The organism is Streptomyces sp. NPDC056061 (assembly GCF_042266885.1).
Lineage (GTDB): Bacteria > Actinomycetota > Actinomycetes > Streptomycetales > Streptomycetaceae > Streptomyces.
This window is the reverse complement of the sequence record NZ_JBHJWQ010000005.1, coordinates 236,859-251,540: the sequence shown is the minus strand read 5'-3', so window position 1 is coordinate 251,540 and position 14,682 is coordinate 236,859. Positions and strand designations below refer to the sequence as shown.

13 protein-coding genes are annotated in these 14,682 nt (G+C 71.4%); 3 read left to right on the top strand and 10 right to left on the bottom strand.

The annotated features are described in order from the left end of the window. Positions 1 to 56 precede the first annotated feature (56 nt). The 4 genes from ACFC79_RS11060 to ACFC79_RS11045 all read right to left on the bottom strand — a co-directional run bounded on the left by ACFC79_RS11060 (position 57) and on the right by ACFC79_RS11045 (position 4,863). Entirely contained in the window at positions 57 to 1,094 is a 1,038-nt protein-coding gene (locus tag ACFC79_RS11060) for a carbon-nitrogen hydrolase family protein (protein ID WP_376238043.1), read from the bottom strand. A gap of 172 nt (positions 1,095 to 1,266) precedes the next feature. After that, complete coding sequence (locus ACFC79_RS11055) at positions 1,267 to 2,565, bottom strand: MFS transporter (RefSeq protein ID WP_376238040.1); 1,299 nt, start codon at positions 2,563 to 2,565, stop codon at positions 1,267 to 1,269. Continuing rightward, positions 2,550 to 3,374, bottom strand: a complete 825-nt coding sequence (locus ACFC79_RS11050) for a GntR family transcriptional regulator (RefSeq protein WP_376238038.1) — start codon at positions 3,372 to 3,374, stop codon at positions 2,550 to 2,552. The genes ACFC79_RS11055 and ACFC79_RS11050 overlap by 16 nt, the downstream gene beginning before the upstream one ends. 229 nt (positions 3,375 to 3,603) lie before the next feature. After that, positions 3,604 to 4,863 carry a ricin-type beta-trefoil lectin domain protein gene (locus ACFC79_RS11045; RefSeq protein WP_376238036.1) on the bottom strand — a complete coding sequence of 420 codons (1,260 nt, stop codon included), beginning with the start codon at positions 4,861 to 4,863 and terminating at the stop codon, positions 3,604 to 3,606. 475 nt (positions 4,864 to 5,338) lie between these two features. On the opposite strand from ACFC79_RS11045, the gene ACFC79_RS11040 reads away from it, so the two are divergent. Beyond that, positions 5,339 to 5,950, top strand: a complete 612-nt coding sequence (locus ACFC79_RS11040; RefSeq protein ID WP_376238033.1) for a fasciclin domain-containing protein — start codon at positions 5,339 to 5,341, stop codon at positions 5,948 to 5,950. A 295-nt stretch (positions 5,951 to 6,245) separates the two neighbouring features. Here ACFC79_RS11040 and ACFC79_RS11035 read toward each other — a convergent pair whose 3' ends face one another. Beyond that, complete coding sequence (locus ACFC79_RS11035; protein WP_376238031.1) at positions 6,246 to 6,725, bottom strand: NUDIX domain-containing protein; 480 nt, start codon at positions 6,723 to 6,725, stop codon at positions 6,246 to 6,248. A 73-nt stretch (positions 6,726 to 6,798) separates the two neighbouring features. Continuing rightward, complete coding sequence (locus ACFC79_RS11030) at positions 6,799 to 7,776, bottom strand: transposase family protein (protein ID WP_376238028.1); 978 nt, start codon at positions 7,774 to 7,776, stop codon at positions 6,799 to 6,801. 185 nt (positions 7,777 to 7,961) lie between these two features. On the opposite strand from ACFC79_RS11030, the gene ACFC79_RS11025 reads away from it, so the two are divergent. Continuing rightward, on the top strand, positions 7,962 to 8,504 hold the full coding sequence (locus ACFC79_RS11025) for a DinB family protein (RefSeq protein WP_376238026.1): 543 nt from the start codon (positions 7,962 to 7,964) through the stop codon (positions 8,502 to 8,504). 312 nt (positions 8,505 to 8,816) lie between these two features. On the opposite strand, the gene lnt is transcribed toward ACFC79_RS11025, so the two are convergent. The 3 genes from lnt to ACFC79_RS11010 form a co-directional block, all read right to left on the bottom strand. Next, a complete protein-coding gene (lnt, locus tag ACFC79_RS11020) occupies positions 8,817 to 10,418 on the bottom strand; it encodes an apolipoprotein N-acyltransferase (RefSeq protein ID WP_376238023.1) in 1,602 nt (533 codons plus the stop codon). A gap of 166 nt (positions 10,419 to 10,584) precedes the next feature. Continuing rightward, positions 10,585 to 11,148 (bottom strand): hypothetical protein, encoded by a 564-nt coding sequence (locus tag ACFC79_RS11015; RefSeq protein WP_376238020.1) that lies wholly within the window; start codon positions 11,146 to 11,148, stop codon positions 10,585 to 10,587. A gap of 59 nt (positions 11,149 to 11,207) precedes the next feature. After that, positions 11,208 to 11,993 carry a glutamate racemase gene (locus tag ACFC79_RS11010; protein ID WP_376238018.1) on the bottom strand — a complete coding sequence of 262 codons (786 nt, stop codon included), beginning with the start codon at positions 11,991 to 11,993 and terminating at the stop codon, positions 11,208 to 11,210. A 58-nt stretch (positions 11,994 to 12,051) separates the two neighbouring features. Between ACFC79_RS11010 and ACFC79_RS11005 the strand changes: the two genes are divergently transcribed. Continuing rightward, entirely contained in the window at positions 12,052 to 13,224 is a 1,173-nt protein-coding gene (locus ACFC79_RS11005) for a glycosyltransferase (RefSeq protein ID WP_376238015.1), read from the top strand. Positions 13,225 to 13,275: 51 nt separating this feature from the next. Here ACFC79_RS11005 and ACFC79_RS11000 read toward each other — a convergent pair whose 3' ends face one another. After that, positions 13,276 to 14,601, bottom strand: coding sequence for a TerD family protein (locus ACFC79_RS11000; RefSeq protein ID WP_376238012.1), 1,326 nt, complete (start codon positions 14,599 to 14,601; stop codon positions 13,276 to 13,278). Positions 14,602 to 14,682 lie beyond the last annotated feature (81 nt).

The window sequence follows — 14,682 nt, the reverse complement described above, 5'->3', positions numbered from 1 at the left end:
TCGGCGGGGCGTCGGGCGCACCGGGCCCGCGTCGCGGTGCCGCCCGCGCTCCGCGCTCAGTCGGTTCCGCTCGCGGGCCGCTCGGTGTCGTCGTCCGGGGCGGCGGGCCACTCGCGGCGGCCCTCGTCGTGCCAGAGCGGGCGGCGGTCGACGCGCAGGCCGAGGATCTCCGGTCGTGCGTAGTGGCCGCGGGAGTCGACCCAGACCTTGACGGCGTCGAGGTCGGCGAGGTCGATCCGGGCGGTGACGAGCCGCTCCTCCGGACCGGTGTGCGGTCCGGCCAGGTACTGGGTGAAGGGGTGGATCACGGCCGACCAGCCGCCGCCCTCGGTGATGTGCTTCTGGGGGCCCATGGCCGACTCCATCCAGCTCAGGCACGTCGCGTCCACCGGGTTGCCGGCGGAGACGACGAAGGTCTGGGCGGTGAGTGCGTGGGTCTTCATCATGGCGTCGATCTGGATGTCGGCGACGGCCTCGAAGCCCGCCATGGTGGACAGCCCGGGCCAGGCCGCCGCGTGGATCTCCTGGCCCTGGGCGATCAGGGCCTGTCGGGCCAGGTTCATGGTGTGCTCCCAGCAGGCAAGTCCGCCGATCCGGCCCAGCGCGCTGTCGAACACGCCGAGCGTCGAACCACCGCCCTGAGCCCACACGATCCGTTCGGCATAGGTGGGTTGGAGCTTGCGGTGCACGCCGAGAAGACTGCCGTCGGGGTCGATGAAGACCTGACTGTTGAAACAGGTGCGGGTACCGGGGAGCCGTTCGCTGACGCCGAGGACCGTACCGACCCCGGCGCGGCGGCACGCGGACCGGACCCGGGCGATCTGTGGTCCGGCCACCTCGACGGAGGCACCGGCGTAGGCGGCGTTGGCGCTCTGCTGGTCCAACGGCGCGTATGCCTCGATCCAGTACGGGTAGCCCGGTACGAAGGTCTCGGGGAACACCAGGAGGTCGATGCCCTCCCGGCCGGCCCGTTCGACGAATCCGATGACCTTGTCGACGGTCGCCTCGGTGTCCATGAACACCGGGGCGGCATGCACAGCGGCGACGGTCCGCTGCGTGCGGTCGGTCCGTGGCGCGGACGGGGAAGATGACATCGGAGCCCTCCTTGACGACGGTGCGCCGACGTGAATCGGCGAGGGACGAACGACTGGTGCGCGGTCCTGATGCGCATGGTCCCGCATCGCGCCGGTCGTCGGCCCGTCCATCGCCGACTTCGACCTGTCGCATCCCCCGGCCCGGGCCCCGACGCGCCGCGGACGACGGCCGTCAGCACAGGTCCGCGTCGTCCATCGGCTCCTTCGGCAGCCCCGTCGGGTGGGTCGGGGCATGTTCCGCGGGCCATGTGCGCGTGGGGCGCAGGGGCGAGAGGAAGGCGGGCAGGAAACTCAGCGTCATGCCGGCCGCGCCGATCCACAGCGTGGCCGCCGCTCCGAACAGGGAACCCGAGGCCCCGCCCAACAGCCCGCCCAACGGAATCCCGCCCCAGGACACGAATCGAGCGGTCGCGCTCATCCGGCCCAGAAGCCGATCCGGTGTGAGTGCCTGTTGAAGACTCGACTGGGCCACGACACGGACGACCCCGCCCATCGAAAGAGCCGCGAGTCCGACCGCGGCCACGCACAAGCTCCACCCCGGTCGTGCCGACGGCATCAGGGCGGTCGACGGGCAGGTGACCAGGATCGCGACCCAGATGACGCGACCCTGCCCGACCCGCTTCGAGACCCTCGTCGCCGACAGTGCGCCCAGCAGGGCACCGCACCCCATTCCCGACAGGACGAGACCGGTCCCGAAGGACCCGATACCGGCCTCCCGTTCCAGAAAGACCAGTAGCACGGCCTGGTACAGGGCCAGGAAGAAGTTGAAGACCGCATCCCCCAGCACGATCGCACGAAGTACGGGGGACCGGAGGACGAAGATCAGCCCCTCTTTGATCTCTCGCCCCAGCCGACGCCGCTCACTGCGCTCCGGCTTCCGTTCGCGTGCGCGGATGGTGGCCGCGAGCAGCCCCGACACGGCCATTCCGGCCGAACTCACCAGGAGCGTCACGGGGGCTCCGCCCAGGCCGATCAGCGGCCCGGCCATCGCGGGTCCGCCGATACTCGTCACCGAGCGCACCGCCGAGAGCTTCGCGTTCCCCTCGACCAGCCTGCCGCGGCCCACCAGGTGCGGGAGGTAGCTGACGTGGGCGACGTCGAAGAAGACCGTCAGCACTCCGTGGACCAGGGCGACCGCGTAGAGCCACCGGATGGTGAGGAGGTCCGCCCACCAGGCCGCGGGGATCGTCGAGAGGAGCAGCGCGCGAGCGAGATCCGCGCCGATCATCGTCGATCGCTTGCGGGTTCGGTCCACCCACGCGCCCGCGGGCAGCCCGACCAGGAGCGAGCCCGCCGTCGTCGTCGCGGCCAGGAGTCCGACCTGGAATTCGTCGGCGTCCAATGCCGCGATGGCCACCCACGGCAACGCCAGGAAGGTGATGCGGTCGCCCAGTTGACCGAGCGCGGTGGCGGCGAAGAGCCGCCCGAAGTCCCGCTCGCGCAGGAGTCCGGTCCTCAATGCCTTGGGCACGTGGGTCCCCCGTGGTTCGGCGTGGAGGTGTCGCTCTCCTGCCCCGACCGCTGCGGCCGGTCGGCCCCGAACTCGTAGACCACTTCCCGGCACGCGTCCGGTATGACCATGTCGGCCGTTTCCACCGGGCGTCCGTCGATGTCGTGGATGGTCCGCTCGATCCGCAGCACGAGATCCCCCATGCCGATGCCCAGCAGGTTCGCCTGGGCCCGGGTGGCACGGGCCGGGCGCGGCACCTCGACCACGGTCTCGACGACCACACCGATGGAGCGCATGCGCTCGACCACCCCCTTTCCCGCCAGGGGCCCCCTCTCGGGCAGCACGACCGGCGTTCCGTCCGTGATCGCCATCGGCTCCCAGGATTCGGAGAGTTGGACGGGCCGCCCGTCGGCGAGGAACTCGTAGTACGTGCGGACGCAGAGGTCCCCGGGACCGATGGCCAGCCGCTCGGCGATCGCCTCGGGGGCGGGGACGCGAACCTGGCTGTGCGCGTCCCAGGCGTCGGCACTGCCCCGCTCCCTCGCGCCGAACGACGGGGAGGAACCGGCCCGGCGTTCACGGTGCCGCGAGCGGACCAGCCGCAGGCGTTCGCGCGGTGTGCTGACGTAGGTGCCCGATCCCGCGCGTCCTTCGAGGAGGCCGTCGATGATCAGACGGTCCACGGCCCTCTGCACGACGTTGCGTCCGACCCCGTACTCCTCGGCGAGCCGTATGCGGGAGGGCAGACGTGCCCCGGTCCCCCACTCCCCCGCGAGGATGCGTGCACGCAGTGCGTCGGCCACTGCGAGGTAGGGCGCCTCTCGGGGCATGAGGGAATCCTCCGGTCGTTCCGCCGCGCGACGGCGCGTGTTCCAGGGGGGCCTTGGCAAGCTACTGCACCGGGCGAAAGCTGCTGGAGCAGCAATACGCTCGGCTCCCGCGCTCCGACGGCGGACGCTCGTGCCGTGCCCCGGCACACGCCGATTCCGCCCGCCCGGGGTGGGGGCCGGGACATGGCCGCCCGAGGACCGCTCCACGGCCGCGCCCGCGCGCGATCCGTCAGGTGCCCCACTGCCAGTACTGTTCCGGCCGGGCCGGGCCGGAACAGTCGGCGAGGGTCAGCTGCGGGGCAGGATGGTCCCGGCCGTTCCAACGGGACGGGAGTTCGCGGTCGTCCTGGTAGAGGCAGCGACGACCGCCGCCCTCGATGCGCCAGGCCGTACGCTTCCAGGTCGGGCTCTTCCACGGCACACGGGTCCACCGCTGCTCCGCGCCGCCGCGGCAGGGTTCGAGCCGGACGTCGGCGCCGGTGGCGGTGAGGCAGGAACCCGGCGCGCTCTTCGGTCCGACGGCGCCGTCGTGCCCGGTCCGCCATCGCTGGCCGGCGGATCCGTCGCAGGCGCGGATGCGGACTTCTCCGGGCCGTGCCGAACCGGTCGACGCGTCGAGGCACTGTGCCGGATCCGGGCCTGTGTGGTACGTGGTCCGGCCGATGTCCCCGAGGATCTCACCGGGCCGCGGAGCTCGGTGGACCTGCACGTACTGCCGGTGGAGCCACAACTTCCAGTCCTCCTGGAGCGGGCCGCTGTAGGGCGGCACGTTCGCGCACCATCCGGTGGCGCGGCACCGGCGCCTGGCGATGTACCAACGTGCCACCCGTTCCTTGTCGGCTGCCTGCGCGGAGGTGAGATTCGCCTTCATCGGCGACATCGTGTAGGCGAGGTAGCCCGTCACCGGGACTCCGAGTGCGTAGCCCGCCCTCCTGAAGTAACGCGCCGTGATGCCGTGGTCGCTGTGGTCGACGCCTCCGCCGAGGCCGAACGCGAACGACGCGTTGTCGTAATCCATGGTCAGGATGCGGTCCGCACGGCTGTCCCGCACCAGGGCGGAGAGCGTGGCGAGCAGCCGCTCCTCGTCGTAGCTCACGTCCCCGAGGAACCCGTGGACGCTCCGTCTGCTCCCGTCGTAGAGCCTGAGCACGCTGTCGGCCTCCTGGCCGTGCGGAAGCCCGTCGTGGAGGTCGAGGAAGGTGAGCCGGACCTCGGCGCCCCGGGGCCGGCCGGCCAGCAGGAAGGATCTGATCCGAACTCCGTCGGACCGCACATCGGACTGTCTCCAGTCGTCGGCGGCCCCCGCCATGGACGCGTAGGCCGACCGTACCCCGTACTCTCTGCGGTCCACGTACTCCAGTGCCTTCAGGCGGTTTTGAACGGCGCCGTTCCCCGCGGTCAGGTACACGGTGTGCACCGGGCAGTTCCCGCGAATCGTCCGCAGGATCTCCGGGTTCAGGAAGAAGAGGTCGTCGTCGGGGTGCGCCACGCCCACCACGGTGCTATGGCAACGGGACAGCTCCGTGCGTGGCGTGCCCGTCGTGCCGGGACCGGAAGTCGGACCGGGGTCGGGGGAACAGCCGACGGCCGACAGGGCGCAGAGGGCCATGGCCGCCGCCAGGGCGCGATACACGCGGCCCGTGCGACGGCGGATGCCGCCGCCTCCCGGCCTCGCCCCGTCCATCACCGGCCCTTCTCCCGCGTCGTGTGCTCCCGCAACGGATGATCACCGCGCGGTCGCCCGGGGCCAACCGACACGCCGCACCGCGCACCCGGTCGGACGAGGGGTCCGTCCGCCACCGGATGCAGATCCCGCCCACTGCTGCCTAGGCTTGACCCGGTGGCCCGAGCGAGCGTGCCGGAGCGGTGCGGACATCCCGTCCGGCGGCCGGCCACCGTCCTCGGCCCGTCGGTTTCCGGTGGAAGCCGCGCGGACCTCCATCCCGAGGGAATGAGGAACCGACATGCAGGCACTCCACGCACGCACCGTCGTCGCGTCCGTCGCCGCCGCGACGGTGCTACCCCTGTCGTTGGGTGTTCTCGCCCCACACGCACTCGCCGATGACGCGGTGCCCGTCGCCGCGAACGCGTCGGGAACGCCGAGCCCGTTCGGGCCCGGCTGCTCCTCGCTCCCGAAGAACGGCAAGGGCAGCATCGACGCGATGTCCAAGGAGCGCGTGGCCAGGGCCGCCGCGACCAACCCTCAACTGACCAAGCTGGCACTGGCGCTGAAGGACGCGGGCCTCACCACCAAGCTCGACGACGCGAAGCACATCACGGTGTTCGCACCGACCAACGCGGCCTTCGACAAGGTCCCCAAGACGGAGCTCGCCGCCCTGTTGAAGGACAAGGCAAAGCTCAAGAAGGTCCTGACGTACCACGTCGTGGACAAGACCGTGACCTCCAGCCAGCTTCCGAACGGAAGCTTCAAGACCATGGAGGGCTCGATGCTCAAGACCTCCGGGTCGGGTGAGTCGTTCAAGGTCAACGACAAGGCGAACATCGTCTGCGGCGACATCCGGACGGCGAACGCCACCGTGTACCTCGTCGACACCGTCCTGATGCCCCCGAGTTGAGGGACGTCCCGCAGAGGCACCTCGGACCGCGTACGGCTTCGGCCGCGGCGCGTGACCGGTTCCCCGTCCGGCGGCCACCGGCCGCGGGACGGGGAACCGCTGCCCTGCCGTGCCGGACCCGCGTGCCGTTCCGCCCGGCCCGACGGGCTCGTGATCGTCGACACCGACGGCACGGTGGTCCGGGTCGGCGGACGGTGCGCGGCCGACGGCGGGAACCGCCCGGCGAGCCGTTCGCCCGCATGCGGTCACCGGATGCGACGGTGCCCGTCGCCGGGGCGGGCGACGGGCAGCGCGGTCACGGCCGGGCGGTGGGTTCGAACCAGGTGGGCTCGTCGGTCATGGACTGCTTGATCCTCAGGAGGGAGAACTCGTCGAGCGGCGGCAACGCGTCCACCGGGTACCAGCCCACCTCCAGCGACTCGTCGTCGTTGACGCACGCCTCACCGCCCGTTGCCCGGCAGCGGAACGTGACGTCCAGGTACTGACAGTGGTCGCCGTTGGCGTACTGGACCGGCGCCAGGGCCTGTGTGAGCACCACGCGTTCGGCCACGCAGTGCACGCCGGTCTCTTCGTACACCTCACGCTCCGCGGTGGCCGCCGGTTGTTCGCCCGGCTCGCAGATGCCGCCGACCAGGGCCCATTTGCCGGTGTCGGCACGTCGGCCCAGAAGCACTCTGCCCCCGTCGTCGAAGACCACGGCGGTCACGCCCGGCAGCAGGAGCAGCTGGTTGCCCGCGGTGGCGCGGATCCGGCGGATGAAATCAGGAGTTGCCATGCGTCCGACCCTAACGATCACGGGGACAATTGGGATCGGGACGTGCTGGCCTGGGGGTTTGGCTGTCGGGTGATCAGCAGGTCGTCGTGCGGACGGGCACCAGCTCGGTACTCGTCCTGCGGCGGGTTGCCCTGCGGGCGGAGCGGTCGGAGACCAGACCGGCGATGGCGCGGTGGGTCTCGTCGTAGTCCTCACGCCGTCCGGTGTAGCGCTGGAGCGGGCGCCACTGCTTGTACTCGGCATTGGTGTGCTCCACACAGATCCGAGCCGAGGACTGCCTGCGTCGCTGTTCACGCCAGGCCCGCCTCTCGCCGTCACACACGTCGTCCTTCGGCTTCCTCGGCGGAGCGCTGACCTGGTGTGGGAATTCGTTGGCCAAGCCGCGGTAGCCCTCGTCCACCTCAACTTTCACATTTGGGCGGAGGCGGAATTGCTCGGCGATGCCCTCGGTGCGCACGGCGGTCTGGTCGTGCACGCGGCCCGGCCGCGTCACGCCGGAGAACAGGGTACGGCCTTGGTGATCGCTGAACGTAGTCGTCTTGATGGTGTTCTGCTTCTTCTTGCCGGAGACGAACGCCTTACGTCCGGCGCGCCCGGCCTTGGGACGTCTGACCTGGACTTCCGTGCCATCGATGCGGAGGTCGACGCCTTCGGCTTCGGCGTAGGCGAAGACATCCTCCAAGGTCCGCAGGCGCAGGCCGCGCCGGTCGGGGACGGCGAAGCCACGGGCCGCGAGCAGCGGCCGGACCTCGCGGATCGCAGTGGAGATGGTGGAGCGATCGACATCGAACAGCTCGGCCAGGGCGGCATGCGGAAGCCCGAGCCGCAAGTGGACGAGGGTGGCCAGCAGCCGGTCGGGGAAGACCAGCTTCTGCTTACGGCCCGCCCCAGCCGCCCGGCGCCGGGCACCCCCGCGCCGCTCATGCAACGCGGACTCGCGGACCGCCGTCCACCTGGGCGCGAGTTCTTGGAGCAAATCGCCGAAATGTGCGCGGGAGACCCCGGACAGGGCAGGATGGGAGCAGGCTGTACGGGCCCAGGTCAGCTTCACAACTCACCTAACCCGTACGGCCCTTCTCCGTCACGGCCTGATCTGACGTGCTCGCATTCGCCCGCGACGCTCGCGCGGATTCATCTCACGCGATGGGTCTGCTGCGCGCTACACCGTGACACCCTGATGCACCACGCCAGGCGACGTGACGGCTGCCCTCCAGGGCACCATGCGAGGATCGAACGATGAGGAATCCCCGCCGTGAGTTACTGCGCTGGCAGTTCGACATGACCTGGTCACTGTTCGAGTACCACTTGGAGCGGCTCGCACCCGAGGCCTTTCTGTGGGAGCCCACTGACCTGACTTGGACAGTGCGCCCGGACGCCGCCGGGAACTGGCTGCCGGACTGGGCCAACACCGAGCCCGACCCCGTTCCGGTTCCCACCATCGGCTGGGTGAGCTGGCACATCGGCTGGTGGTGGAGCACTGCCATCGATCACGCACAGGGACGTACGCCCCGGGAGCGTACCGACTTCACCTGGCCCGGCAACGGACCGGCGACCGTGGCCTGGCTACAGGATCTGCGTACCCAGTGGCTAGCGGTCCTCGACAAACTCACCGACGCCGATCTGGACGCCGCCTCCACGCTGCCGTGGCAGACCCCTCCGGACAACACCATCGGACACATGATCGCCTGGCTGAACGCCGAGCTGATGAAGAACGTCGCTGAGATCGGGCAGCTGCAACTGATCTGGGCGGCCTCGAAGTCGCGACCCAAGAAGCAATAGGGCTCAGCAGAAGGAACGTCGTCCAGCACGGCAGCCGCGACGTCGAGCCCAATTACTCCCCAGGTCGTAAGGGCTGTCCCGTGGCAGATCGGTGCGCGGCGTCGGGTGCGGTGCATCGCGAGGCGGAGGGACGTCCGCATACCGGATGTGTGCGGACGTCCCGACAATGCGGCGAGGAACGGGGCCTCCCCTGCGCGAGCGCAGCCGGGAGCCCGGGGAAGCAGCTGTCGTTGCGCGCCCGTCGGGGATGTTGCGCGCCCGTCGGGGATTACGGGACAGCCCTCATGCGCTGCCCCTGCCACGACACGACGGTCAACGGGCGCGCCGCAGCCGTACCGAACGGACGGCGACCCAGCCGAGTCCCGCCGCGGCAATCAGTGCGAGCACGCCCTCGGGGAGCGCGCCCAGGCGGGTCGCGGGGGTCAGCGAGGACCGCAGCGGCACCTCGTCGACGAGCACGTCCGGGGTGAAGAGCTTCGTCTTGCGGACGACGGTCCCGTCGGGCCGGATGATCGCGCTCACCCCGCTGGTGACGGGGACGACGACGGACCTGCTGTGCTCCACGGCCCGTACCCGGGACATGGCGAGCTGCTGGTAGGTCATCTCGCTGCGCCCGAAGGTGGCGTTGTTGCTGGGCACGGCGATCAGCTGGGCGCCGTGCTCGACGGTGTCCCGCACGGCGTCGTCGAACGCGGCCTCGTAGCAGGTCACGAGTCCCGTGTAGGTGCCGGACAGGTCGAAGACGCCGACCTCCTTCCCCGGTCCGAAGTCCCGCCGGACCCGGTCCACGTCGGAGCTGAAGAGGCGTGCGACGGACCGCATGGGGATGTACTCGCCGAACGGCTGGATGTGGCGTTTGTCGTAGGTCTCGACGGGCCCCTTGTCCGGGTCCCACCGGATGAGTGAGTTGCGCAGCTTGCCGGTGTCGGGGTCGAGCACCGCGCCGACCACGGTGGGGACGCCGATCGCCTTCACCGCCTCGTCGATCACGATGCGGGCATCGACGTTCCGGTAGGGGTCGAGATCGGAGGAGTTCTCCGGCCACAGCACGAAGTCGGGCTGCGGCTTCCTGCCCGCCTTCACGTCCCGGGCGAGTTCCTCGGTGCGGCGGGCGTGGTTGTCGAGGACGGCACGGCGCTGGGCGTTGAAGTCGAGTCCGAGCCGCGGCACGTTGCCCTGGACGGCGGCGACGGTAGCGGTTCCGTCCTCGGCCGAGTCGTCCACGAGCGGCAGGGCGGCGAAGGCACCGGCGACGGGGACGAGGACGGTCGCCGCGGCGGCGGCCACGGCTGCCCGAGGCACCTCACGGGTGCCGCGGTGGGCGCGGATCCGGTGCACCACCTCGTGGAGACCGAAGCCGCACAGCACCACGGCGAAGGAGAGCAGTGGTGTGCCGCCCACGGCCGCGAGCGGCAGGAACACACCGTCCGCCTGGCCGAAGGCGATCTTTCCCCAGGGGAAGCCGCCGAACGGGACCCGGGCCCGGATCGCCTCGTCGAGGACCCAGACCGCCGCGGCCCACACCGGCCGGCACGGGAGGCGCGAGACGGCGGCGATCCCCATGCAGCCGACCGCGATGAACAATGCCTCGGCGGCGGCGAGCGCCAGCCACGGCACCGGGCCGACCTCCTCGCCCGTCCAGTGCAGCAGCGGCAGCATGAATCCCAGCCCGGCGAGGAGGCCGAGGCCGAACCCGGCGCGCAGGCGGCGCTCGTGCAGCACCCAGCCGAGCAGGGCGAATCCCGGCAGGACCAGCCACCACAGGGGCCGCGGCGGGAAGCTCAGGTACAGCAGCACGCCCGAGACGACGGCGGCTGCGGGCCGTACGAGCCGCGGGGCGAGCCGTCCGGCCCCGGACGAGGGGGGCGGTGCGGGCTGCTGCGGGTCGTCGACTGGGGTGATGGTGGCGCTCACCCGGCGGAGTCTACGGTCATCGGCTGTGCGCCGAGCAGCCCCGTCCGCGAGGAGGCCGTGTGCGCCGAGTCGATTCGGCGCCGTCCCCCGAGGATGCGGACCGTCCTCGGCCCGGGACCGCCGCCCGGCGGGCGGGTTCCGGGGGCGCCGGCGGCCGTGCCCGGCGTCAGGTCCCGGCTGCCGCGCCGGTCCCCGACAGGCGCAGGCGCTCGCGGATGAACCGCACGCCCGCCTCGGCGTCGTCGACCGTGATGGTGAACGTCCGGCCGTCGCCGAGCCGGAGCACCAGGCCCTCGCCCCTGCGGACCACCACGGCGGTGCCCTGTTCCGGACGCCAGCGGTAGCCCCATCCGCCCCACTGGCGCGGGGTGACCCGGGGCGCGAAGTCCGCGCCCACGACGTGGGCCAGCAGGATCCGGCGGCGGGGCAGGCCCATGTGGCCGCAGCGCACCTCCAGGGCGTCGCCGTCGACCCTGACGGCCACGTTCACGAAGGCGAGGGTGCCGAAGAGCATGAGCAGTCCGGCGGCCACACAGCCGATCACGGACATCAGCAGCGGGGCGATCCCGGTGGTCCAGTTGGAGGTGACGGCCAGCTGGACCCCGAGCGCCAGGCAGGCGGCGCCGGCGGCGGCGAGCACCCACTGGACCCGGTTGGTGGCCCGTCCGATCCAGACGTCGGAGTGGGGTTCGGCTCCGGTGTGCCTCGGTTTTCGGGGGTGGTCCCTCATGTCAAGCAGCGTACTCAGGGGACCGCACGCCGGGACTGCCCGGACGGGCCGTGAGGGGGTCAGTGGGCGGGGGCGGCGGCCGCCAGCAGTTGCCCCTCGGCGTAGCTCAGGGCGGCCTGCGGCAGGTCGGCGGTGCGTCCGCCGAGGAGCACGGTGAGACTTCCGACCGGTTGGGCCGACGGGGCGGGTGCCTCCCCGATTCGGCGCAGTGCCTGGGCTGCGACGGCGCCGGCGGATCCGTGCAGGGCGACGGGCGGCAGGCCGTGCTCCCGCAGGGCGGCGCGGATGCGCTCGGCGACGAGTTCGTAGTGGGTGCAGCCCAGAACCACGGCCCGGGCATCGCGCGGAGTGCGTGCGGCGGCCGCGGCGACGGCCCGGTCGACAGCCGAATCGTCCGCATGTTCGACGGCGTCGGCGAGCCCCGGACACGGGATCTCGGCGACGGTGACGGAGCCCGCGAATTCCCGGATGAGTCCGCGCTGGTACGGGCTGCCGGTGGTGGCGGGCGTGGCCCAGATCGCGACCGGCCCGCCGCCGGCGGCGGACGGCTTGATGGCGGGGACGGTGCCGATGACCGGCAGCGTGGGTTCCAGCTCGGCGCGGAGCGCAGGCAGGGCGTGCACGGTGGCCGTGTTGCAGGCGACGATCAACGCGTCGGGCCGCTGGGCGGCGGCCGCACGGGCCACGTCCAGCGCGCGGCCGGTCAGGTCCTCGGGGGTGCGCGGTCCCCAGGGCATGCTGTCGGGGTCGGAGGAGATCACCAGGTCGGCGTCGGGCCTGAGCCTGCGTACCGCGGCGGCGGCCGCGAGCAGGCCGATTCCGGAGTCCATGAGCGCGATCTTCACCCGGTCACCATAGTCGACCGCCCTTGCGATTCCTCCTCAGTGGTGCAGACTGCGGCGAATGAGTGCCATTGCCTGGATCGCCGTGGGTTCGCTGGCCGCGTGGGTGTGGTTGCTGCTGGGACAGGGGTTCTTCTGGCGGACCGACCAGAGACTGCCGCGCCGCGAGCCGCCGGAACGCTGGCCGTCGGTGGCGATCGTGGTGCCCGCACGTGACGAAGCAGACATGCTCCCGGTGAGTCTGCCGTCGCTGCTCGCACAGGACTATCCGGGAACCGCGGAGATCTTCCTCGTCGACGACTGCAGCAAGGACGGGACCGGGGACGTCGCCCGTGCGCTGTCCGTGCGGTACGGCGGTCTGCCGGTGACGGTGGTGTCGCCGGGCGAGCCGGAGCCGGGCTGGACGGGCAAGCTCTGGGCCGTGCGGCACGGGATGGTCCTGGCCCGGGCCAGGACCCCGGAGTACTTACTGCTGACGGATGCCGACATCGCGCATGAGCCGGACAGCCTGCGGGAGCTGGTCGCCTCCGCCGTGTCGGGCGGGTACGACCTGGTCTCGCAGATGGCCAGGCTGCGGGTGTCGAGCGGGTGGGAACGGCTGGTGGTCCCCGCCTTCGTGTACTTCTTCGCGCAGCTCTACCCGTTCCGGTGGGTGAATCGGGAGGGGGCGCGCACGGCCGCGGCGGCCGGCGGCTGCGTGCTGCTGCGGACCGTGGCCGCGGACCGGGCGCGGGTGCCCGAGTCGATCCGGCATGCGGTGATCGACGACGTGTCGCTGGCGCGGGCGGTGCGACGCAGCGGCGGGCGGATCTGGCTGGGGCTCGCAGAGCGGGTGGACAGCGTGCGGCCGTACCCGTGCCTGGCGGATCTGTGGCGGATGGTGTCGCGGAGCGCGTACGCCCAGCTGCGGCACAGTCCGTTCCTGCTCCTGGGAACGGTGCTGGGCCTCGCCCTGGTGTACCTGGTGCCGCCGGTCGCGCTCGCCGCCGGGCTGCTGGGCGGTGACCCGGTGGCCGCATGGGCGGGCGGGTCGGCGTGGGCGGTGATGGCCGGGACGTACCTGCCGATGCTGAACCACTACCGCCAGTCGCTGTGGTGGGCCCCGCTGCTGCCGTTCACCGCCGCGCTGTACCTGTTGATGACGGTCGACTCGGCGGTGCGGCACCACCGGGGCCGGGGCGCGGCCTGGAAGGGGCGCACGTACGCCCGTCCCGAGGCCGCGCCGGACCGGTGAGCGGACCGGCCGTGGGCCGGGGGCGGCAGCACCGGCCGGACGTCCGGGGGGTCATTTGCGGCCGGGGGTCCAGTTCATTCCCCACCCGTATGCGTAGTCGACGGTGCGCTGCGGGCTGACTCCGCGCTGCGGCACGAGGTAGCGGGCCTCCCGCTGCACGGTGAGGTCCCCGCCGTTGCCGGTGAGGAGCGCGAGCGCGCAGACGGTGGACGGGACCGTGCATTCGTCGAGCGAGAAGTCGATCGGGGCTCCGTGCTGGGGCTGGAGAGTGACGGTCGCGTGGAGGTCGGCGAAGCTCCGGGCGCCCTCGTAGATGGTGACGAAGATCAGGACGCGGCGGAACTTGTCCTTCTGGTCGAGGTTGACCGTGAGGTTCTCGCCGGTGGCGACGGCGCCGGTGCGGTCGTCGCCGTCGAGGTGGATGTAGGGGGGCTGGTGGAGCGCGCCGAACGCGTTCCCCAGTGCCTGCACAACCCCCTTGCGGCCGTCGGCGAGTTCGTAGAGCGCGCAGAGATCGAGGTCGAGATCCGCGTGATTGGCGACCGCCCTGCCGAGTTTGCGACCCCAGCCCGTGAACTGTTTCCGGACTTGCCAGTTGAGATTCACCCGGAGGACTCCGGAAGTACCGCCCTGTTTGGCGAGCGAGACCGACGGAGCCTGCTTGGTGAGCGTCACCTTGGTCAGACGCACGGGCGTGGGGACGGGCGGTGCGGAAGGTGTCGGAGGTGTCGCCGCGGGCATGGGCGGAAGTACCGGCGGAGGCGGGGGAAGTTGGTCAATGCGCGCCGCATGCTGGGGGTGCCGCGGCGATTGAGGTTGTTGATTGGGCTGGGGCCGCTGCGGTTCATCGACGGAAATACCGAAGTCCGTCGCGAGACCTTCGAGGCCGGTGCTGTATCCCTGGCCGACGGCGCGGAATTTCCAGGCACCCTGGCGCCGGTAGAGCTCGCCGAGGATGAACGCGGTCTCGACGGTCGCGTCCGTGCTGTCGAAGCGGGCGATCTCCGAACCGTCCGCCGCGTCCGTGATCCGCACGTACAGCCCCGTGACCTGCCCGAAGGTACCGCCGTCGGCGGAGGCCGCGAGGACCACGCGCTCGATGTCCGGCTCGACCCGCGCCAGGTCGACCGCGAGCCGGTCGGTCACCGTGTCGCCGACGGCCCGCTTGCCCTCGTGACGCACCGAGCCGGAAGCGTGGACGGGCTGGTTGTAAAAGACGAAGTCGGCGTCGCCGCGCACCTTTCCGGATACGAGCAGCAGCGCCGAGCCGTCCACATCCGGGGCCGCCGGAGAGGTGCGCCACCCCAATTCGACCCCTACGGCCCGAGCCGCCACCGGAACATTGGCGCCTTTTAGCATGGTCATGCTCGCCCCCATCGCGAGTCCGGCTGCCCGAAGGCCTTTCTCCGCCAACCTAATGCCCCGGCGGCCGCAGCCGCGCAACGGAGTCGTCGACAT